We start from the raw sequence: 21715 nt of genomic DNA, 5'->3' as shown, positions 1-21715 counted from the left end.
TGACGCACTGGCCGAGCCAGCGAAGGGCAGTTCGTTCGTCCGTGAATGGGTCAACATGGTCCCCTTCGAGGCGCGCGCGAAGCGTCTGGATCAGGTCCCGAGTTTCGCCGAGCCGGTTTGGGGCTGAGCGATACTCGTCGACACGGGCAGACAGGCGGGACAGCAAGGCGCAGACAGCGGATGCAGCCGGTAGCGGCGGTACATCGGCGTCTCACCGTTGCCCGGTTCGGCAAGCTGCGCGAGTAAACCTAGGCTGCCCGCGTCGAGCAGAGTGAACTCGGACTTGCGACACATCGCCAGCAGCGTCGACACATCACTGACGAGGCTGTGGACGGCCAGGCTCACGACCGCCTCGGCGACTGTCCGGCCCGCAGATGCCGCCAGGTGCCGAAGGCTCCGGGCCCGATCGAACAGGATGTCGGCGAACGCGGCCTGGAGTTCCTGGCCGCGCCGTGCGTTGTTGAGTGCCTCGATGCCGAAGGCCGGGGCGGGCATTGGCAGCCGTACAAAGCTCGCCGGCAACTTGAGCGTGAGCGAGTAGCGGCGGCGCGCCCAGGCCAACACCCGGTGCGCGCGCCGGCATGCATCGAGCTCGACCAGCGTCGTAGGGCGGTTCTTGCCAGCGAGGATCGTGGCAAAGACTGCGTCGACATCCTTCTGTTCGAGCTTCGCCAGCGGCTTGCGTCGCAGCTGCTTCTTCAGCGCCTCGTAAATGCGCTGGCGAATCGCCGTGGTCGATTGCTCGATGCTCCTACTGCGCCGCTGCGTCCCGAGTTCGATCGCCTGTGGCACCGAGGGCATGCCGTTTGTGGGACCCCTTCGGACGGCGGCCAGGGCGCTTGGAAGGGCTTGCCAGCCGTGATCGCGCAGGTGGGCCTCAAGCACTACACGCAGCGGCTCGAAGTCGACTGGGCTGAGCGGCGACTGCGGGCCAAGTGCCGGCTGCGAATGCTCGATGTGGCCCAGCATTTCGCGCAGCAGTTCGGCCGGAGCGCCGGACGCCGCTTCAAGGGATGACAGCACATGCCGGTTGAAGTTGGCTTGCAGCCCGTCGAGCGGCCCGAGTGACTTGGTCAAAGCTTCACCCGAGATCCGCTTCTCCTGCAGGTTGTCGTCGAGCAGGAAGAACAGCGGAAGTGCTCGTTGCCTCCGTTCGGCGACGGCGGTGCGGATACGCGCAGCGAGTGATGGCGCAGTGCCATCAACAGCAAGGGCCAGTGAGCGAAGGTGTTCCAGGTAGAGTTCCAGCACCTCGACAGCCAAACTCGGCAGCGGGATAAGCCGCGCTTCGTCGTGGCCACGCACCCGCTTGTCCGCGGCGATGAACCAGCCGTCCCGCAGATCGAACAGGTCACACGATTCGAACGGATCGAGCACCGGCCGATGACCGGTCGCCGACATCAGCAGCCACAGGCAGTACATGGCGTATGCATTGTGGGCGGCAGTGATGTGATGCGGCTGCGTATCCGTCACGCCCTGTGCAAGATGTTCGGCAAACGCTCGAAGCCGCTCGGATTGGACCGACATTTGCGAACCGACGAACCGAGTTTGCCTGTCGAGCGGCGATGGTGCCCGCTCGCCGCCGTCCAGTCTGAACAACTTTGCGACAGCTGCGGCGTAGACATCCTCGAGACGGGCCGTACTGGCGGCGGTGTAGTAGCTCGCCATCGGCGCAATGTCCTCGTGTGTGGCGACGAGGAAATGCACGGCCGCATCGTTGCTTGCCAAGGCAGCGACCTCAACCCGAAGTGCGCGGGCTAGACGACCGTGCGTCAAGCGCGCTGCCGGATGGACCTCGCGCAAGCTGTTTAACCAGCTCGACAAAGTGTCAATGGCGCGATCCGGCGCGATATCGAGGATGGCGCCGATCGTTTCGGCACCTGGCCGGCCCTGGGCGAGTGAAGCCAATGCAAGCTGGAGCGACGGTGGAAGCGTCAAGGCGAGCGAGCTGGCGTGATCCTGCACCAGTCGCCGGCCCGCGTCGGGGACGCTCCAGGACTTTGCTGGACGGTAGACCGGCCGCACCCAGCGTCCATGGGAATCGATTCCGTGCATGCCCGCGCGGTTCGCGAGTGGCAGTCGGGGCACCTCGGGCGCGGGCAGGCCCAGCGCCAGCACTAGTGCCGCCAGTGTCGCACCCGCCAGGCGCGAGCCTTTCAGATCCAGGTCCTGACGAATCGCCTCGGCAAGCAGGTCGAGCTCGAATGAATTGAGATGGTCCCAGGACCAGCGCAGCGTCTGCTCGATTTCCAGCAATCTAAAGCTCGCGAGCCTTGCGGATTGCGAAGCGACCGCCTCTGGCGCGGGCATTTCCGCTTCCCCAGTCGCAGCCTCATGGTGAACTTCGACGACAGCCGGCTCCTGCCCACTCGGGAACGGCCCCTCGTCGAGGCGCAACTGGGCACGGTCGTGACGGCCACGTTCATCCAAGTCCTCACGATGTTCACGAGCTGCCCGCGGCGTGCGCGCCCGGGCCGACGGGATCACCTGCAACTCGCCGCTCAATCCCTCATCGGGCACCAGCGATTGTTGAGGAGTGCGTCGGAGCCGAGACTGAGTGATCAGCTCGATCAGCGATCCAACGGCCGCGTAGAAGTCGCGAATTGCCGGCGCGATCTTGTATGTCGATTCGCCGCCATGCACGAAGGTGGCCATTGCCACAAGCCATTGCTCCCCGCTGGAGTGCGGGTCGGGCAGCTTGATGACGATCGTGCGCCATGTCTCGTTGTTCCGGGCTTTGCGTGCCGCGTCGGCCACCACGATCGCTGCGAGGCCGACCTCCCTACGCAACGTGAGCGCGGCGAGGACCATGAAGTGAAGCCCGGCGACGCGCGACTCAACCTCCTCGAAAGGTGGGGTCGTGAAGCTCGCAAGCAGCGGAAAGTCGCTTACCAAGCCGGCGTGGAAGCCGACCCCGTTGCGTTGGTTCCCGAGTTCGCGCCGCAGCCCCGATGTACGGAGGAAGCGCTCATGATTGGCGACCAGGGCGGCCGCCGTGCTCACGGCAAGTGGAAGCTCGGGACAACCGCCTTTGCCGATGGTGCATGCCCGGTTTAGGGCAGCCATGAGTTCGAAGACGGCGCCCGGGTCGTCGGGGAGGCGAAGCAGCGTCGCAAAGCGCTGCCAGAGGGCTGCCGCGCCCACGGCTGCAGCTTGCTCCGACAACTGCTGGAGCAGCTCGACTCGACGCTGCGCAATGCTGCCCAAGGGTCAGGTTCCTATCGACAATCCGGCCCGCGACGCGTTGTGAAGCTGAGTGGCGAATGGCAGGCCCTCCGCTCGAGATCGGCACTGGTAGGCGTCCGGCGCGGTTCTTATGGTGATTGGAAACTGAAGTAAAAACAACAGCTTGCCGTAACAGGGAACCGGTTAACGCCGATCATGATGATTCAATGTAGGCTAGCAACATTGAATCGTCTTGTTCTCATAACCGTCGCAAGTTCAAATCTTGCTCGCGCAACCAAATTCACGGCGATAAAAAGTCGTCGATAAGAAAAAGCCCACTTCGGTGGGCTTTTTCTTTTTCCGGACCAGATTGCGGCGATCGGGCTTTTAGACCAGAAATGCCACGGATCCGGCTCTGCCGGTCCGCAGGAGTTGCCCCCTGCAAGGGGGGCGCAGCGACACGAAGTGCGCGAAGCCTGGGGGTTAGGGGATGACCGCCGTGACCTCGATCTCGACCTTGGCGCGCGATTCCACCAGCGCCGCCACCTGCACACAGGTCATGGCTGGGAAGTTCTTTCCCATGGCCTCACGGTAGACCGGGCCGAGTTCGCGGAGGCGGCGGTTGTATTCGTCGCGATCCACGACGTACCACGTCATGCGGACCATGTGCTCGGGCCCGGCGCCGGCTTCATGCAGCACTTCGACGATGTTGCGCAGGGCCTGGCCCGTCTGTTCGATGAAATCATCGGATTCGAACTGCTGCTGCCCATTCCAACCGATCTGTCCTCCGACGAACACCATCGTGCCGCGAGCTGCAACGCCGTTTGCATAGCCCTTCGGGGGCATCCAGCCAGGGGGCTGCAAGAATTTCATCATGTCAATTGCCTCAGTTTGAATCGTTGGAGTTTCCCGGTCTCGGTGCGCGGCAGGGTCGCCACGAATGCAACTTCCCGAGGGTATTTGAACGGGGCGATGGTCGCCTTGACGTGGTCCTGCAGGGCCTTGACCATCGCGGCGTCGCCTGTATGGCCGGGCTTGAGCACGCAGAACGCCTTGACGATCATTCCGCGGTCTTCATCTGGCTTGCCGATCACGCCGCATTCGGCGACAGCCGGGTGCTTCAGGAGCGCATCCTCGACCTCCGGGCCGCCGACGTTGTAGCCCGCCGTGACGATCATGTCGTCGGCTCGCGACTGGTAGAAGAAATAGCCGTCCTCGTCCTCGACGAACGCATCGCCGGGGTAGTTCCACCCGTTCCGAACGTAGTCGGCCTGCCTGGGATCGTCGAGGTAGCGGCAACCGACGGGCCCGATGATGGCCAGCCTGCCGACCGTGCCACGGGGCACCTCGTTGCCCTCGTCGTCCACGATCTTCGCGGTAAAGCCTGGCACGGCCTTGCCGACCGCGCCGCGCCGGACGTCTTCGCCGGCCGCCGAAATGTAGATATGGAACACCTCGGTCCCGCCAATGCCATCCAGCATTTCGATCCCGGTGGCCTGCTTCCAGAGCTGCCGTGTCGCATCAGGCAAGGCTTCGCCGGCGCTCACGCTGATGCGCAGGCCCGGCACGCCAGCCGCCTTGGCGAACGCGGCCATCTGCCGGTAGAACGTGGGCGCGGTGTAGCAGATGGTGGCGCCGATATCGCGAATCACGTCCACCATGGTCTCCGGCGTGTACGGGGCGTTGTGAAAGTACACCGAGGCACCGGCCCACATCGGAAAGATCAGCAGGCCGCCGAGCCCGAAGGTGAACGCCAGCGGTGGCGAACCGATCACGATGTCGTCGCTGCGTGCCTGCAGGACATGGCGCGGCCAGGTCTGGCACATCGCGAGCACGTCGCGGTGCGTCGTCACCGGCGCCTTGGGCTTGCCAGTGGTGCCGGAGGTAAAGGCCAGCAGTGCGATGTCGTCGGCCGCCGTCAGGCAGGCCTTGAAGGCGCCGCTCTTGGTGGCCGCGCGTGCCTCCAGTGTGTCGGACGCATCGGGGCGGTTGAACGCCAGGATCGTCGCGAGCACTGGATGCGCCTGTTGCGCCGTCTGCAACTCGTCGAGCAGCTTGCCCTCGCACAGTGCAACGACCGGCTGCGACTTCTCGATGATGTCGCCCAACTCCTTGGCGCGCAGCAGCGGCATCGTGGCGACCGCGATCAGGCCGGCTTTGACCACCGCGAGCCACGCCAGCGCCATCGCGACCGAGTTGCCGCCGCGCAGCAGCACCCGGTTGCCGGGAACGAGACCCAGGTCTTCGGTCAGCACCTGGGCGATGCGGTCGACTTCCACCGCGGCCTCGGCGTAGGTGAGCGTTCGACTCGGCGAGCGCAGCATCGGCTTGTCGGCGAAGCCCTTCGACAGGGCCTTGTCGAGCAATTCCTCCACCAGGTTCAACTGGTCCGGTAGCTGGAGCTCAGGCAGGTCGTACCGGAAGATCGGTAGCTGATCCGCCGGCGGCAGCCGGTCATGCACGAAGCGATCGATCTGCGCACTTGGGGTCATTTGTTCCTCAGGACGGCCTTGCCAATGATCAGTTGCTGGACCTCCGTTGCGCCTTCGTAGATGCGCAACGAACGGATGTCGCGGTAGAGGCTCTCGACCTTCGTGCCCACTTTCACGCCGAGGCCGCCGTGCATCTGCAGCGCCATGTCGATCACGCGGCTTGCGTTCTCTGTGGCGCACATCTTGGCCATGGCGGCGGCTGCCGTGAGGTCGCCGACGGCAGGCTCGCCGCGTCGTTCGCTGTCGTCGCGCATCCAGGCCGCGCGGTAGGTGAGCAGCGCGGCGCTATCGATCAGTGCGGCCATCTCGCCGAGCTTGGCTTGCGTGAGCTGGAAGTCCGCCAGCGTCTGGCCGAACATCTTGCGCTTCTGGGCGTGCTGGATGGCTTCGGACAACGCCCGCCGGGCCATGCCGAGCGCAGCGCCGGCGACGGAGGCTCGGAAGATGTCGAGCGTACGCATCGCCAGCTTGAAGCCGCCGTTCAACTCGCCCAGCTGTGCGCTGCGCGGCACGGTGCAGCCGTCGAAGCGCAAGGTGGCCAGGGGGTGCGGCGCCATCACCTCGATGTGGCCCGAGGTGTCGAGTCCCGGTGTCTTCGCGTCGACGATGAACGCGGTGATCCCGCGCGACCCGGCCGTCGGATCGGTCTTGGCGAAGACGCAGTAGAAGTCGGCGATGCCGCCATTGCTGATCCAGGTCTTCTCGCCCGTCAGGCGCCAACCGTCGGCAGTGGCTTCGGCGCGCATCGCCATCGCACCGACGTCCGAGCCCGCATCGGGTTCGCTGAGCGCGAAAGCGGCGATCTTCTCGCCGCGGCCCACCGGCGCGAGGTAGTCGGCATGCTGTGCGGAGGTGCCGGCCAGCGTGATGGCTCCGCTGCCCAGGCCCTGCATCGCAAACGCGAAGTCCGCCAGCGGCGAGTGAAACGCGAGCGTCTCGCGCAGGAGCACCAGGGCGCGCGAATCAAGCCGGTCCAGCGCACCGCCGGATGCGGCCGGCACGCAATAACGCAGCCAGCCGCCCTGGCCGAGCCGCCGGACCCAGTCGCGGCAAGCGGCACGATCGTCGCGCTCGTCCACGGACTGCGCGGCGGCCCAGGGCAGCAGGTCGCGTGCGAGCGCGCGATGCTCGTCGTCGAAGAAGGGCAGCGCAAGATGCGCCGTGGAGGGGTCGACAGCAGATGCGGCCATGGATCAGTCCCCCTCGAACACGGGCTTGCGCTTGGCAGCGAAGGCTTCGTAGGCGCGCTTGAAGTCCTCGGTCTGCATGCAAATGGCCTGCGCTTGCGCTTCGGCCTCGATGGCCTGGTCGATGGTCATCGACCATTCCTGCGACAGCATGGTCTTGGTCATGCCGTGCGCAAAGCTCGGGCCTTCCGCGAGATCGCGCGCGGTCGCGGTGGCGGCGGCCAGCAGCGCATCGCTCTCGTGCAGCGCGTTGAAGAAGCCCCAGGCGTGGCCTTCCTGGGCCGTCATGGCGCGGCCGGTGAAGAGCAGCTCGGACGCGCGGCCCTGGCCGATCATGCGGGGCAGGAGCGCACAGGCGCCCATGTCGGCCCCCGCGAGCCCGACACGCGTGAACAGGAATGCGGTGCGCGTCGCAGGCGTTCCGTAGCGAATGTCGCAGGCCAGCGCGATCATCGCGCCGGCACCGGCGCAGACGCCGTCGATCGCGCCCACGATGGGCTGCGGGCAATGACGGATCGCCTTCACCAGGTCGCCCGTCATGCGCGTGAATTCCAGCAACTCGGGCATGCGCATGCGGGTGAGGGGGCCGATGATTTCATGCACGTCGCCGCCCGAGCAGAAGTTGCCGCCCGCGCCCGTGACGACGATCGCCTTCACGTCGGTGGCGAAGCTCAGCGCGCGAAACAGGTCGCGCAGCTCGGCGTACGAATCGAAGGTCAGCGGGTTCTTGCGCTCGGGCCGATTCAGCGTGATGGTGCCGACGCCATCGTCGAAGGACCACGAGAAATGTTCGGCCACATATGCGGCCTTGGGTTCGAACTGCGCGCGCATGGGGCTGTCCGCGCCGATGTAGTGCTTCATAGAGTCTCCGCCGTTTGATGTGAGTGTTGTTTGACCTTGCCGAGCAGCTTGTGCAACTGGGCGATTTCCTTCGGGTTCAGCGCCGAGAACGCATCGCAGATCCACGCCTCGTGCTGCTGCGCCATCTCGTTGAAAAGCTTGCGGCCGCGCGCCGTGAGGCGCACCCGCCAAGCGCGACGGTCGCCTGCGACATCCACTCGCTCCACGAGACCTTCCGTCACCAGTTGGTCGGTGATGCCGGTGACGTTGCCGCCGGTGACCATCATCCGCCGCGACAACTCGTTCATCTTCATTCCGTCGGGAGAGCGCTCCAGCTGCGACATGAGGTCGAAGCGGGGCAGGGTGGTGGCGAATTGCTCGCGCAATTCGTTTCGGACCTGTTTCTCGATCAACTGGGTGCAGGTCAGGAGGCGCAGCCAGAGCCGGAGTTCGTCAGGGTGTTCGCTGTGGGCCCGTGCTTCGAGGTCCATGCTATTGCTCCTCTTCGGGGACGCGCGGCGCCGCTGCCAGGGCCGCCGCGAGTTGCTGCTGCTTGGCGATCTCGCGGTACATCTGGTCGCGGCCGCTCAGGTATTGCTTGGGCCAGTCGACGTCGCGGTTCTGCAGCTTGGCAGCCTCGTGCAGCGTCCACGCCGGGTCGGCCAGGTGCGGGCGCGCGATGGCGCAGAGGTCGGCGCGCCCGGCCGCGATGATGCTGTTGGCCTGGTCGGCATCAGTGATGGCGCCGACCGCGATCGTGGAGATGCCGACCTCGTTGCGGATGCGATCCGCAAACGGTGTCTGGTACATGCGCCCGTAGACCGGCTTCGCTGCGCGAGTGGTCTGGCCGGACGACACGTCGATGAAGTCGCAGCCTGCGTCCTTGAAGGCGCGCGCCACCACCACCGCATCGGCATCGGTATTGCCGCCCGGTGCCCAGTCGTGAGCCGAGATGCGCACGCTCATCGGCCGGTCCGCAGGCCACACCGCACGCATCGCGCGGAAGACTTCGAGCGGATAGCGGCAGCGGTTCTCGATGTCGCCGCCGTATTCGTCGGTGCGCAGGTTGGTCAGCGGGCTGATGAAGGACGACAGCAGATAGCCGTGTGCGCAGTGCAGTTCGAGCCAGTCGAAACCGGCCTCCGCGGCGCGCCGGGTGGATTCGACGAACTGCTCGCGCATGCGGTCCATGTCGGCGCGCGTCATCTGTGCGGGCAGCTGGTTCTGCTCGCCGTAGGCGAGAGCGCTGGCGGCCAGCAGCGGCCAGTTGCCTTCCGGCAACGGCTCGTCCGTGCCTTCCCAGCCCACCTGGGTGGAGCCCTTCGGCCCACTGTGGCCGAGCTGCATGCCGATCTTCGCGCTCGACTGGGTGTGCACGAAATCGACGATGCGCCTGAAGGCTGCGGACTGTGCGTCGTTGTAGAGCCCGGTGCAAGCCGGCGTGATGCGGCCTTCGGGCGTCGGGCTGGTCATTTCCACGAAGACCATGCCCGCGCCGCCGAGAGCGCGTGCACCGAGGTGCACGAGCAGGAAGTCCTGCGGAATGCCGTCGACCGCACTGTAGGTCGCCATCGGTGACACCATGATGCGGTTCTTGAGCGTCAGACCGCGCACGGTGAGCGGCATCAGCATTGGTGGCAGCGCCTTGCCGCCCGACAGCCACTGCTCGTAGCCGCCCAGCCATTCGGTATCGCGCAAGCGCAGGTTCTCGTGGCTGATGCGCTGCGAGCGGGTGAGCAGCGAGTAGGCGAACTGCTCGATCTCCATGCCGGTGTAGCGCGGCACGTTCTCGAACCACTCGGTCGAGTTGCGCGCGGCGTTCTGGATCTTCAGCACCTCGACGCTGCGGCGTGCCTCGTAGGCCTCCAGTACGTGGTCGATGTCACCGCCGGTGGCGAATTCGTTGGCCAGGTCGATCGCATCCTCGAGCGCGAGCTTGGTGCCCGAGCCGATCGAGAAATGCGCGGTGTGCGCCGCGTCGCCCATCAGCACGACCGGCACGGTCTTGCCGTTGACGCTGACTCGGTGCGTCCAGTGCTTGCAGACCACGCGCGGAAAGCGGATCCAGTTGGCCGAGCCGCGCAGGTGCGTGGCGTTGCTGATGAGCGAATGGCCGTCCAGGTATTTCGCGAAGAGCTTTTCACAGAAGGCGATGGCTTCCGGCTGCTCCATCTTGTCGAGGCCGTGCGCCTGCCAGACTTCTTCAGGCGTTTCGACGATGAAGGTCGACGTCTTGTCGTCGAACTGGTAGGCGTGGGCCTGGAACCAGCCGTGCTCGGTCTTCTCGAAGGCGAAGGTGAAGGCGTCGAAGGTCTGGTTCGTGCCGAGCCAGACGAAGCGGCATTGCCGCAGGTCGACGTCGGGCTCGAACACCTCCGCGTAGCGTTGGCGGATGCGGCTGTTGAGGCCGTCGCTGGCGATCACGAGATCAGCGTTGTACTGCTCTGCCAGCGCCTGGTCGTCCGTGGCGTCGGTTTCGAACACCAGCTTGACGCCGAGCGCCAGGCACCGCTCCTGCAGGATGTTCAGCAGCCGTTTGCGCCCGATGCCGCAGAAGCCGTGGCCGCCGGAGCGTACCTGCCGGCCCTTGAAGAACACCTGGATGTCGTCCCAGTGGTGGAACTCCCGGCCGATCAGGGCGGCAGTGTCGGGGTCGGCCGCGGCCAGGTTGGCCAGCGTCTGGTCGCTGAGCACCACGCCCCAGCCGAAGGTGTCGAAGGGGCGGTTGCGCTCGATCACCGTGATTTCGAGGCCCGGCTGGCGGGCTTTCATCAGCAGACTGAAGTACAGGCCCGCGGGGCCTCCGCCGATGCACAGGACACGCTGAAGGTTCGGGGTGAAGCTATTCATGGATAAATAGTTTAGACATAAACGATCTGATGTCAACCCGGGCGACTCCCTGGGTACTCGTAGAGGCACCCCAGTTGACGGGGGCTCTCCACGGTGGCAAAAATGAACCCATGCAAAGCCTGATCCCGAAGATCGAGTCCCAGCTTTCCACACTGTCCGTGCCCATCACGCTGCAATTGCCCGACGGCCGGCAGGTTGCAAAGCCCGGATCTCGCGTCACTCTTGCTTTCAATGAATGGTCGGGTCTCGCCAAGCTGGCGGGGCGGCAAATCGGCGCCATCGGCGAGGCCTATGTCGAAGGGCGCGTCCAGATCGAGGGCGCGATGCGCGACCTCTTCGACGCGGCGGCCGGCCTGCTGCCCGGCAATCCCGCCGAGACCAACACCGGCTGGTGGAGCCGCATGCAGCGCCGCGCCAAGTCGCGCGGGTCGCACTCGCTGGGCAAGGACGAGGCGCAGGTCCAGTTCCACTATGACGTCTCCGACGACTTCTATGCGCTGTGGCTCGATCCGCGGCGCGTGTATTCGTGCGGCTACTTCCGCGACGAGGCCATGACACTCGCGCAGGCCCAGGAGGCCAAGCTCGATCACATCTGCCGAAAGCTCATGCTGAAGCCGGGCGAGCGCTATCTCGACATCGGTTCAGGCTGGGGCGCGCTGCTGATGTGGGCCGCCGAGCACTACGGCGTGGATGCGACCGGCATCACGCTGTCGAAGAACCAGCACGCTCATGTGCAGGGCCTGATCGAGGAGAAGGGCCTGCAGGGGCGCGTGCGCGTCGAACTGCGTGACTACCGCAAGCTCGAGACCGACAGGCCCTACGACAAGATCTCGTCGGTCGGCATGTTCGAGCACGTCGGCAGCGCCAACATGCCGACCTATTTCCGCAAGATCCATGCGCTGCTGGCGCCCGGCGGCCTCGTGATGAACCACGGAATCACCTCGGGCCAGCTCAACTACCATCAACTGGGCGCCGGGATGGGGGATTTCATCGAGAAGTACATCTTCCCGGGCGGCGAACTCCTGCACGTGACCCACGTCTTGCGGGAGACCGCCGCGGCGGGCCTCGAAATGGTCGATACCGAGAACCTGCGGCCGCACTATGCGCGCACGCTGTGGGCCTGGTCCGACGCGCTCGAATCGCATCTCGATGCGGCGCGCGAGGTGCTCGAGCGCAGTGGTGGCAAGCAGGGCGAGAACGCCGAACGCATCCTGCGCGCGTACCGCCTCTACCTGGCCGGCTCGGCCATGAGCTTCGAGCAGGGCTGGATCTCGCTGCACCAGATGCTGTCCATCAGGCCGGACGGCGCGGTCGAGGCCCATCCGCTGCGTGGCTCACAATCGACGTACCCTTTTGTTCGCGACCACATCTACAAGTGAGTGAGGCACCATGCTGTATCGATTCCAATCTCGGGCGACTCCCCCCTTCGTGATGCTCGAGGTGCATGCGCGCCAGCTGTTCGGCATCATCGGGAAGGCACCGGCGCCGAAGGGTGTCATCACCGGCGAGCAAATGCCGGCAGCCATCGCGGCGCTGGAGGCGGCGATGGCAAACGAGGGCCGCAACGCCCACAACGCGGATTCCTACGCGGTCGAAGGCCATGACGAGGATGCGGAGAAGCAGCACATCGGCCTGCGCCAGCGTGCCGCTCCGCTGCTGCACATGCTCAAGGACTCCCTCGCGGACGGCAAGGATGTCGTCTGGGAGGTTTAGCAAGGCTCACCCCCAGGCTTCGCGCACTTCGTGTCGCTACGCCTACCCCCTTGCAGGGGCCGCCGCATGCGGCCCGGCGAAGCCGTTTCCCCCGCGGCTCCCGTATCGGCGCGCTGCGCGCGCCCTCGGCCTAGTCGACTTTTGCTCCTGAGGCTTTGACGACCTTCGCCCATTTGGCGTGTTCGCTGTCGATCAGCTTGGCGAATTCGGCGGGGGTGTTGCCGCTCGGGATGGCGCCTTGGGCGACCATCTTTTCCTTGATCGCTGGCGTACCTAGCGACTTCGCGACTTCCTGCTGGATGCGGTTGATGATGTCCGGCGGGGTGCCGGCGGGGGCCAGGAGGCCGAACCACGAGCTGGCTTCGTAGCCCTTGAGCGATGGGCCGCCGGCTTCTTCCACCGTCGGGACATCGGGCAGTGCAGGCGAGCGCTGCGAACTGGTCACCGCCAGCGCCTTCAGCTTGCCGCCCTTGATCTGCTGCATCGACGACGGCAGGTTGTCGAACATCACGTCGGCATTGCCGCCCACCAGGTCCAGCAGCGCCGGGCCCGATCCGCGGTAGGGGATGTGCGTCATGTAGCTGCCGGTCATGGTCTTGAAGAGCTCGCCGGCCAGGTGGATGGAGGTGCCGCTGCCGCTCGATGCCATGTTGAGCTTGCCGGGGTTGGCCTTGGCGTACTTCACGAAGTCGGCGACGTTGTTGATGTTGAGCGCCTTGGCCTTGTCGACGTTCATTTCCATCACGTTCGGGACTGCGGCGACCAGGGTGATCGGCGCGAAGTCCTTGATGGGGTCGAAGGGCAGCTTGGGGTACAGCGCGCGGTTGATACCGTGCGTGCCGACGGTGCCCATGAGCAGCGTGTAGCCGTCGTTGGGCGATTTCGCCACGATCTCGGCGCCCACGTTGCCGCCGGCGCCGGCACGGTTGTCGACGATGAACTGCTGGCCAAAGGCCTTGGACAGTTCGGGTGCGACGGCGCGCGCCAGGATGTCGGTCGTGCCACCCGGCGCGAACGGCACCACGATGCGCACGGGCTTGGTCGGCCAGGTGGACTGCGCCGCGGCCGGTCCTGCGGCAAAGCCCAGTGCCGCCATTGCGGCGAGGGTCAGCGCGGTACGGCGACGGAATGGAGGAGAGTGGGTCATGCTGGAATTCCTGTGGATGGGGAGCGGTCAGGCGCCGTCTCGGTGCACTTGTTTTTACAGGTGAAGCGTACCCCGCGGCGCGGGTGAAAACCCCGGGCGCGCTCCTGGCTCAGGCGGGTGAGTCCGACTCGACGTTCCCGGCCACCGACGCGATCAGCTTGTCCAGCGTGTTGTTCATCTCGCGCAGTTCTGCCGGGTCCACGCCGGCGAACAGTTCCGCCTCGCGTTCGCGCGCCTGCGAGCTGGCCGTCGCGTACAACGCCTTGCCGATGCTGCTCAGGTAGAGCCTGCTGCGCCGCATATCGGTCGGGTCCTCATGGCGGTGCAGCCGCTTGTGGCGCTGCAATCCGGCCAGCGCGCGGCTGACCGCCATCTTGTCCAGCCCCGTGAGATCCGCGACCTGCGTGGCTGTGAGCCCGGGCCGCGCGCCCAGCACCGCCATCGCACGCCACTCGTTCAGCGTGAGCTGGTGCTGACGGCCGACGCGCTGCTGGAAGGGGCGTGCCGTCAGGTTGACGACGCGGACCAGCTTGAAGAAGACCGAGTCTTCCAGCCCCGTGTTCATCCCCGCAACGCCTTGGCGCCCTTCACGATCTGTTCGATGCTCACGCGCGATTGCGCCTCCAGCACCGGCGCGTAGCCGACGGGAATGCGCGGCGCTCCCAGCCGCGCCACGCGGCAACCGGTCGCTTCGGCGGCGGTCGCGGCGATCTCCGCGCCGAAGCCTGCTGCCTGCACCGCCTCATGGACCACCAGCAGGCGCCCGGTGCGGCTGCAGGAGGAGAGCACTGTCTCGCGGTCCCAGGGCCAGAGCGAGCGCAGGTCGATCAGGTCGACCGCAATGCCTTCGGCCGCCAGCGCCTCGCAGGCGGCGATGCATGTGTGCATCTGCTTGCCCCAACTCACCAGCGTGAGCGCGTCGCCTTGGCGAACATGGGCCGCCTTGCCCAGCGGAACCACGGCGCCTTCATCGACCACGCCGCGCATCCCCCAGAGCGTCTTGTGCTCGATGTAGACCACCGGATCGCCGCACTGCATGGCCGCGCGCAGCAGCGAGTAGTTGTCCTGCGGCGTCGACGGACACACCACCACCACGCCCGGCAGGTGCGCAAACCAGGCTTCGAGGGATTGCGAATGCTGCGCCGCCGAGGCATCCCAGATGCCTCCAGGCATGCGGGCCACCAGCGGAACGCGGCCCTGGCCGCCGAACATGAAGCGGTTCTTCGCGGCCTGGTTCACCAGTTCGTCCATGCCGCACAGCGCGAAGTCGACCACCCGCATCTCGACCACCGGACGCAAGCCCGCGAGCGCCATGCCGACGCCGGCACCCATGATCGCGGCCTCGGAGATCGGCGTGTCGATCACGCGCTCCGCGCCGAAGCTTTCCTGCAGGCCCTTGTACTGACCGAAGATGCCGCCCCGGCCGACGTCCTCGCCGAGCACGACCACATTCGGGTCGGCTTCCATCTCGCGCCGCACCGCCAGCACGGCAGCCTCGGCGTAGCTGAGTTCCTGCGCAGTGGTGGGTGCGGGCGCCGTGCGGCCTCGGGCCATGTCGCTCGTCATATCCATTGGCCGGCTCCGGTGGTCTGCACGTCGGTGAATGCGGCGCTGGCTTCGGGCCAGGGCGCGGCGTCCGCGGCGGCGAGGGCGGCTTCGACTTCCGCATGCGCCTCGTTCTCGATCGCCGCGAGCGCGGCGGCGGTGATGCCGTCGGCCATCAGCCGGGCGCGGGCATGCGCGATCGGATCGGTTTCGAGCGCCGCGGCCAGCTCGGCCGGATCGCGGTATGCCGCCGGATCGACAGACACGTGCCCCTTCACGCGGTAGGTGAGGGCGTGCAGCAGCCGCGGCCCGCTGCCGGCGCGCACTTCGGCGACGAGCTTGCCGGCAGCCTCATGCACTGCGAACACATCGTTGCCGTCGACCTGGGTTGCCGCGATGTCCATGGCCTCGGCGCGGGCGGAGGCGCCATCGCCGGCCGTCATCGGGCCGCTCGCGGTGGTGGCACTCCAGCGGTTGTCCTCGCAGACGAACAGCACCGGCAGTTCGTGCACCCGGGCCCAGTTGAGCGCTTCGAGGAAAGGCCCGCGGTTGATCGCCCCGTCGCCGAAGAAGCAGACCGTGATCGCGTCCTTCTTCTGGAGCTTCTGCGCATGCGCCGCGCCCACGGCGATCGGCAGCCCGGCCGCGACCACGCCGTTGGCGCCCAGCATGCCGACCGAGAAGTCGGCTATGTGCATCGAGCCGCCCTTGCCGCCGTTGAAGCCCGTCGCCTTGCCGAACAGCTCGCACATCATCCGGCCGAGGTCGGCGCCCTTGGCCAGCGTGTGGCCGTGGCCGCGATGGGTCGAGGTGAGGTAGTCGGGCGGCGCCAGGTGGGCGCAGACGCCGGCCGGTACCGCCTCCTGGCCGGTGGAAAGATGCAGCGGGCCGCGCACCTTCGCGGCGCCGGCGGCCTGCTGGCCATACGCGCTGACGCCGCCCTGGCTTGCCGTCTCGGCGGCGTTCTCGAAGGCGCGGACGCGCACCATCGTGCGGTAGAGCGCCGTGCGCGCCGTCGCTGAATTCGCAAAGTCCATGTTGTCTCCAGCACTTGTACAGCGTGCGTTCCGAGGGAAATCGTATCGCTTGTGACCAATCCCGATGTAGCGCATTTACCCGCAGGGAATGTCCCGATGCCGCCGCCCTTAGGCCGCTGCGATAGTTAGTTCGTTTCTCGAACTAATTCGAGCAAACGATTCATCATCAGCCTGGAGACCCGCCCATGAAGCTCGCACGCACCCTCACCACCCTGGCCTTCGGGCTGACCGCCATCGGCGCCTGCGCGCAAACCGTGGTGGGCGTGAGCTGGTCCAATTTCCAGGAAGAGCGCTGGAAGACTGACGAGGCCGCGATCAAGGCGCAGCTCGAAAAGCTGGGCGCCAAGTACATCAGCGCCGACGCCGGAGGCTCGCCCGAAAAGCAGCTGGGGGACATCGAGGGGCTGATGTCCAAGGGCGCCAAGGCGCTGATCGTGCTGGCCATGGACAAGGACGCCATCCTGCCCGCCGTCAACAAGGCCATGAAGCAGAAGGTGCCGGTGGTGGCTTATGACCGGCTGATCGAAACGCCGGGCGTCTTCTACATCACCTTCGACAACGTCGAGGTCGGCCGCATGCAGGCGCGCGCGGTCTACAAGGTCCAGCCCAAGGGCAACTACGTGATGATCAAGGGCTCGCCCACCGACCCCAACGCCAACTTCCTGCGCGCAGGCCAGCAGGAGGTGATCGCCGATGCGGTGAAGAAGGGCGACATCAAGATCGTCGGCGACGAATACACCGACGGCTGGAAGCCCGAGGTCGCGCAGAAGAACATGGAGCAGATCCTCACCAAGGCCGGTAACAAGGTCGATGCGGTGGTGGCGGCGAACGACGGCACGGCCGGCGGCGCGGTCGCTGCACTCACGGCCAAAGGCATCCGTGGCATCCCGGTGTCGGGACAGGATGCCGACTTCGCCGCGCTCAACCGCGTCGCGCTCGGCACGCAGACCGTCACGGTGTGGAAGGACTCGCGCGAACTCGGCCGCGAAGCCGCTTCCGCCGCCGTCGCGCTGGCGCAAGGCAAGCCGGCGGAGAAAGCGGCCGACTGGAGCGGCGGCGAGAAGAAGCTCGCGATCTCCTCGCGCTTCCTGACGCCGGTGCCGATCACGCGCGACAACCTCGATGTGGTCGTGAAGGCTGGCTGGATCAAGAAGGATGAACTCTGCAAGGGGGTCACCGGCGACAAGTCCCCTGCGGCATGTAAATGAAGCACACCCCCAGGCTTGCCCACTTCGTGTGGCCGCCAACCCCCTTGCAGGGGGCAACACCCTGCGGCCCGGCGAAGCCGGCTCCGCGGTGTTTCCAGAATGGAGTTGTGAGATGAGCTCATCGCCAGGGCTTTGGCGCCGCAGCGGCGTCGACCTCCGGCTGCTGCTCATGAGCGTGCTGCTGGTGGTGATGGCGATCGTGTTCCACGTGATGTCGGGCGGCGTGTTCCTGTCGCCCGAAAACCTCTACAACATCGCCCAACAGACTGCAGTGGTCGGCATCGTCTCGACCGTGATGGTGCTGATCATCGTCGCGCGACACATCGACCTGTCGGTGGGCTCGGTGATGGGCTTCGTCGGCGTGCTGGTCGCGTACCTGCAATACACCTCCGGCTGGTCGTGGCCGGCGGCGAGCCTCGCCGGGCTCGCCGTGGCGCTGCTGGTGTCGCTCTACCAGGGCGGGCTCACCGCGGTGCTGGGCGTGCCTTCGTTCGTGGTCACGCTGGGCGGTCTCATGTCGTTCCGGGGCGCTGCATTTCTTGTGGCCGACGGCAAGACGCAGCCCGTCAACGACGAGTTCTTCCAGCGCCTGGGCGGCGGCTATGACGGTGGCATCGGTACCACGGCGACCTGGGTGCTGGCGGCGCTCGTCAGCATCGTGCTGTTCGCCCGCATGCTGCAGAAGCGGCGCGCGCGGCAGCGGCATGAGATGCCGGTCGAGCCCCTGTGGATGGACCTGCTCCTGGCGGCCGTGCCCGTCGTCATCGTCTTCGCCTTCGCGGCGACCATGAACAGCTACCAGATCTCGTCGAAGACCGAAGCGCAGGGCATACCGATCCCGGTGCTGATCTGGGCCGTGGTGGCGGTGGTTCTGTCGTTCATCGTGCATCGCACGCGCTTCGGCCGCTATGTGTTCGCCATGGGCGGCAATCCCGACGCCGCCGCGCTGGTCGGCATCCCGGTCAAGCGTGTGACGCTGATGCTGTTCGCACTGCTCGCGGTGCTGGTGACCATTGCCGCGATCGTTTCCATCGCTCGGCTCAACGCCGGCACCAACTCGCTGGGCAGCGGCATGGAGCTCTATGTGATCGCCGCCGCGGTGATCGGCGGGACGGCGCTGGCTGGCGGGAGCGGATCGATCTTCGGCTCGGTGCTCGGCGCGCTGATCATGCAGTCGCTCGACAGCGGCATGCTGCTGCTCGATGTGCCGATCGGCAAGCGGATGGTGATCATTGGGCAGGTGCTGATCATCGCGGTCGTCTTCGACGTGCTCTATCGCAAGCGTTTCGGGGAGAACTGATGACGACCAACCCACCCCTGGTCGAACTGCGCGACATCCACAAGGCTTTCGGCGGCGTGAAGGCGGTCGATGGCGTCAGCGTCAACCTCTATCCCGGCGAAGTGGTTGCGCTGCTCGGTCACAACGGTGCAGGCAAGTCGACGCTGATGAAGATGCTCGCGGGCGCCTACCCGATCGACTCCGGCGAGACGCTCATCGCGGGCGAAAAGGTCCACATCCGCACGCCCTCCGAGGCGCAGGCGCGAGGCATCGAGACCATCTACCAGACGCTCGCGCTGGCCGACAACCTCGATTCGGTCGCCAACCTGTTCCTCGGCCGCGAAAAGCTCACGCCCTGGCGCACGCTCGACGACCACTTCATGGAAGGCCAGGCGCGCAAGGTGTTCCAGCGCCTCAACAAGAACTTCACCAACATCCGCGTGCCGGTGCGGCGCCTGTCAGGTGGGCAGCGGCAGGTGGTGGCGATCTCGCGGGCGCTGTACTTCAACGCCCGCATCCTGATCATGGACGAGCCCTGCGCGGCGCTGGGCCCGGAAGAGACGGCGATGGTCGGCGCGCTGGTGAGGCAGCTCAAGGCCGATGGCGTCGGCATCTTCCTGATCACGCACGACATGCCCGACGTGTTCGGCCTGAGCGATCGGCTGGCCGTGATGAAGAACGGCCGTCTCGTCGGCACCTATCGCACGGACGATGTGACCGAGGACGAGGTGCTGGGAATGATCATCGCCGGCAAGCGGCCCGAGGGAAAGCAGCAGGCCCACCGGTGATCGTGCGAGCCTGGGGGTGGATTCATGATCGGTGACCAGCAATTGGTCCGGCGCATCAATCGCAGTGTGTTGCTGCGGCTGCTGCGAGCGCGGCCAGGTCTTTCGCGCGCGCGGCTGGCGGCGGAAAGCGGCCTCACGAAATCGACTGTGAGCCTGCTGGTGCGCGAGCTGCTCGACGACGGCTGGCTCGACGAAGCCGGTGCGCCGGTCGTCGACGGGCTCGGGAGACCCTCGACACCGCTGCGCATCAACGTCGGCGTGCGCGCGCTGATCGGCGTGGAAATCGCCATCGAGGTCGTGCGCGTCGTGTGCGTCTCGCTGCAGGGCGATGTGCTCTATTCCGATGCGCAACCGCTCGGCGACCACGCGCCTTCGGTGGTGTGTGCGCAGGTCGCGCGCATGGTGGCGCCTGCGCATCGGCATCTGCTGGCGTCGGGGCTGAGTCTGTCGGGCATCGGCGTGGGCGTTCCGGGTGCCGTGCACGACGCGACCGGCGTGGTGCGCTTTGCGCCCAACCTCGGCTGGCGCAACGTCAGCCTGCTGCCGGGACTGACGGAAGCGCTCGCACGTGAGGGTGTGTCGGGCATTGCCGTGCAACTGCAGAACGACGCAGACACAGGCGCGCTCGGCGAATTCGAGTTCTCCGACGGCGAGGGCGAAGATCCGTTGGTCTTCGTGAGCTGCGACGTCGGCGTCGGCGCCGGCATCGTGCTGAACGACCGGCTCTTCATCGGCGCGCAGGGCATGGCGGGCGAGATCGGCCACACGGTGCTGCAGATCGACGGGCCGCGATGCTTGTGCGGGCGACAGGGTTGCGCCGAAGTCTTCCTCAGCTCGCGCGTGCTCGACCGCGAGGCAGGCGATCTGCGCCGTGCCGCCGCCTTCCTCGGCGTGCTTCTCCAGAACCTGTGGGTGACCTTCGAGCCGCGCGCGATCGTCGTGGGTGGCAAGTCGTGCGAAGCGCATCCGGAATTGCTGCGACTTGCCATCGACACCGTCGGCCGCTACGCCGAAAGCGCCGGCATGCCGCCGCCGGTGGTGCGCCCGGCGCGCTACGGCGAATGGGCGCCGGCGGTCGGCGCGGCGGCACTGGCGCTGCACGAGTACTTGCGGCCGCTGCATCCGAATTCGGAAGCGCGGCGCGAGCGTGCGGCAGCGGCCGAATCGGGCGTGTAGCGCCTCACTCGGCGTCGTTGATCCGCCAGCTCTTGAGGTGGCGATACAGCGTGCCGCGCGACACCCGCAACTGGCGCGCGGCATGCGAGATGTTCCCGCCGTGCGCGGCCAGCGTTTCTTCGATCAACTTCCGGCCGTGGCCGCGCAAGGTGCCGTCGCCTTCGGGGAGTGATCGCGATTCGGCTGCTGACGGCTGTGCCGATTCCGATTCCGCGGACTCCGCATTCACCTCGGGCACGATGGGCTGCATCGCCGGCGCCATGCTCACCGCATGCCCGAAATCCACCCCGTCGCGCGCTTGCAGCCGGGCCTGCAACCACACGCCGAGCCCACTCGCGAGCCGCACGGGCTGCGCCGCTTCGCCGCGGCCCATGCGCAGCAGGCCCGCGAGGTCGAGACCGAACAGCATCTCGACATCGCACGGCCCGGCGTCCGGCACACCGCCGATGAGCCGTGAGCCGGCCGCGTTCAGCCAGGCGACCGTGCCGTCCGGCGCAATACCCGCCAGCGCCTCCAGCGGCGTGCCGAGCAGCGTCGGGCTGGCCTGGAAGCGCAGTACCAGCCGGTCCTGCGACTGGGCCAGGAGCAGGCGGTTCTCGATCGTGGTGGCATAGAGCGCGACCATCGACGCCGCATCGAAGCCGAAGCGCCGCGATTCCACCGTGAGATCGAGCACGCCCGCCAGCCGCCCGTGCACGTCGCGGATCGGCGCTGCCGCACACTGCATCTCGCGCAGGTACTCGAAGTAGTGCTCGGCGCCGTCCACCGTGCAGGCCTTGCCGGTCGTCGCGACGATCCCCGGCGCCGTCGTGCCGACCACGCTCTCGGCAATGTTGACGCCCAGTCGCGCCGTCTTCTGCAGGATCGGCTGCTGCGCGGTCGACGGATGCTGCGTCACATGGACGATCACCCCGTGCGCATCGGTCAGCAGCACGCGGCAATCGGTGCCGGCCAGCGAGCTTTCCATGCCCACCAGCTCCTGGCGCGCGGCTTCGAGCAGTTCACGATTGCGGCCCAGCGTCGCATGCAGCCGACTCGGCGTGACCGCATCGAAGCCCACGACGCGCCGCCGGTCGCCGTGCGTCCGCGTGCAGCGCATCCACGACTGGATCACCGCTTCGCCGATCAGGCCCGAAGGGCGAACGCCTTCCTCGAAGAACTGCTGCCGGGCCAGCGCGACGCGATCGGCGGACGTCTTCGTGAACAACTGTCGAGGACCACCCGCCGGATTGCGTGTTGACAGGGGCATGCCGTCTCCAGAGTGGGGAAAGACGTCGAATCTGTTCCG

At 66.6% G+C, this 21715-nt stretch carries 18 protein-coding genes; 6 read left to right on the top strand and 12 right to left on the bottom strand.

The window, feature by feature from the left end; all coding sequences use genetic code 11:
- Positions 1-90 precede the first annotated feature (90 nt).
- The 7 genes from QTI04_RS19975 to QTI04_RS19945 all read right to left on the bottom strand — a co-directional run bounded on the left by QTI04_RS19975 (position 91) and on the right by QTI04_RS19945 (position 10534).
- Positions 91-3207, bottom strand: coding sequence for a hypothetical protein (locus QTI04_RS19975; RefSeq protein WP_286617226.1), 3117 nt, complete (start codon positions 3205-3207; stop codon positions 91-93).
- 441 nt (positions 3208-3648) lie between these two features.
- Positions 3649-4041 (bottom strand): RidA family protein, encoded by a 393-nt coding sequence (locus QTI04_RS19970; protein WP_286617225.1) that lies wholly within the window; start codon positions 4039-4041, stop codon positions 3649-3651.
- Positions 4038-5657, bottom strand: coding sequence for an AMP-binding protein (locus tag QTI04_RS19965; RefSeq protein WP_286617224.1), 1620 nt, complete (start codon positions 5655-5657; stop codon positions 4038-4040). Before QTI04_RS19965 ends, QTI04_RS19970 begins: the two co-directional genes overlap by 4 nt.
- Entirely contained in the window at positions 5654-6847 is a 1194-nt protein-coding gene (locus tag QTI04_RS19960) for an acyl-CoA dehydrogenase family protein (protein ID WP_286617222.1), read from the bottom strand. Before QTI04_RS19960 ends, QTI04_RS19965 begins: the two co-directional genes overlap by 4 nt.
- 3 nt (positions 6848-6850) lie before the next feature.
- Positions 6851-7705: an enoyl-CoA hydratase family protein gene (locus QTI04_RS19955; RefSeq protein WP_286617220.1), complete on the bottom strand. Its 855-nt coding sequence runs from the start codon at positions 7703-7705 to the stop codon at positions 6851-6853.
- Positions 7702-8175, bottom strand: a complete 474-nt coding sequence (locus QTI04_RS19950; protein ID WP_286601614.1) for a MarR family winged helix-turn-helix transcriptional regulator — start codon at positions 8173-8175, stop codon at positions 7702-7704. The genes QTI04_RS19955 and QTI04_RS19950 overlap by 4 nt, the downstream gene beginning before the upstream one ends.
- A gap of 1 nt (position 8176) precedes the next feature.
- The gene (locus QTI04_RS19945; protein ID WP_286617218.1) at positions 8177-10534 is read right to left on the bottom strand and encodes a bifunctional salicylyl-CoA 5-hydroxylase/oxidoreductase; all 2358 of its coding nucleotides are present in this window, start codon (positions 10532-10534) and stop codon (positions 8177-8179) included.
- Positions 10535-10644: 110 nt separating this feature from the next.
- On the opposite strand from QTI04_RS19945, the gene QTI04_RS19940 reads away from it, so the two are divergent.
- The gene (locus QTI04_RS19940) at positions 10645-11913 is read left to right on the top strand and encodes a cyclopropane-fatty-acyl-phospholipid synthase family protein (protein ID WP_286617217.1); all 1269 of its coding nucleotides are present in this window, start codon (positions 10645-10647) and stop codon (positions 11911-11913) included.
- A gap of 10 nt (positions 11914-11923) precedes the next feature.
- Entirely contained in the window at positions 11924-12247 is a 324-nt protein-coding gene (locus QTI04_RS19935; protein WP_286601618.1) for a DUF1840 domain-containing protein, read from the top strand.
- A gap of 130 nt (positions 12248-12377) precedes the next feature.
- Here the strand turns inward: QTI04_RS19935 and QTI04_RS19930 are convergent, their stop codons facing one another.
- From QTI04_RS19930 to QTI04_RS19915, 4 genes are all read right to left on the bottom strand, one after another.
- Positions 12378-13394 carry a tripartite tricarboxylate transporter substrate binding protein gene (locus tag QTI04_RS19930; RefSeq protein ID WP_286617215.1) on the bottom strand — a complete coding sequence of 339 codons (1017 nt, stop codon included), beginning with the start codon at positions 13392-13394 and terminating at the stop codon, positions 12378-12380.
- A gap of 109 nt (positions 13395-13503) precedes the next feature.
- Positions 13504-13959, bottom strand: a complete 456-nt coding sequence (locus QTI04_RS19925; protein WP_286617213.1) for a MarR family winged helix-turn-helix transcriptional regulator — start codon at positions 13957-13959, stop codon at positions 13504-13506.
- Complete coding sequence (locus QTI04_RS19920; RefSeq protein ID WP_286617414.1) at positions 13956-14960, bottom strand: alpha-ketoacid dehydrogenase subunit beta; 1005 nt, start codon at positions 14958-14960, stop codon at positions 13956-13958. The genes QTI04_RS19925 and QTI04_RS19920 overlap by 4 nt, the downstream gene beginning before the upstream one ends.
- Positions 14957-15976, bottom strand: a complete 1020-nt coding sequence (locus QTI04_RS19915; protein WP_286617210.1) for a thiamine pyrophosphate-dependent dehydrogenase E1 component subunit alpha — start codon at positions 15974-15976, stop codon at positions 14957-14959. The genes QTI04_RS19920 and QTI04_RS19915 overlap by 4 nt, the downstream gene beginning before the upstream one ends.
- 185 nt (positions 15977-16161) lie before the next feature.
- Here QTI04_RS19915 and xylF point away from each other — a divergent pair, with 185 nt between their 5' ends.
- The 4 genes from xylF (at position 16162) to QTI04_RS19895 (ending at position 20427) form a co-directional block, all read left to right on the top strand.
- A complete protein-coding gene (gene xylF, locus QTI04_RS19910) occupies positions 16162-17184 on the top strand; it encodes a D-xylose ABC transporter substrate-binding protein (RefSeq protein ID WP_286617209.1) in 1023 nt (340 codons plus the stop codon).
- A 112-nt stretch (positions 17185-17296) separates the two neighbouring features.
- Complete coding sequence (locus QTI04_RS19905; RefSeq protein ID WP_286617207.1) at positions 17297-18484, top strand: sugar ABC transporter permease; 1188 nt, start codon at positions 17297-17299, stop codon at positions 18482-18484.
- Positions 18484-19251 (top strand): ATP-binding cassette domain-containing protein, encoded by a 768-nt coding sequence (locus QTI04_RS19900; protein ID WP_286617204.1) that lies wholly within the window; start codon positions 18484-18486, stop codon positions 19249-19251. The genes QTI04_RS19905 and QTI04_RS19900 overlap by 1 nt, the downstream gene beginning before the upstream one ends.
- Before the next feature lie 24 nt (positions 19252-19275).
- On the top strand, positions 19276-20427 hold the full coding sequence (locus QTI04_RS19895) for an ROK family transcriptional regulator (protein WP_286617202.1): 1152 nt from the start codon (positions 19276-19278) through the stop codon (positions 20425-20427).
- Between the two features lie 4 nt (positions 20428-20431).
- Here the strand turns inward: QTI04_RS19895 and QTI04_RS19890 are convergent, their stop codons facing one another.
- Positions 20432-21676, bottom strand: a complete 1245-nt coding sequence (locus tag QTI04_RS19890) for a helix-turn-helix domain-containing protein (RefSeq protein ID WP_286617201.1) — start codon at positions 21674-21676, stop codon at positions 20432-20434.
- Between the last annotated feature and the right edge of the window lie 39 nt (positions 21677-21715).

Origin of the sequence: Variovorax sp. J22R115, from assembly GCF_030317005.1 — a bacterium.
In the GTDB taxonomy this organism is placed as follows: domain Bacteria; phylum Pseudomonadota; class Gammaproteobacteria; order Burkholderiales; family Burkholderiaceae_C; genus Variovorax.
The sequence above is the reverse complement of the archived record's forward strand: the minus strand, read 5'-3'. Positions and strand labels throughout refer to the sequence as shown.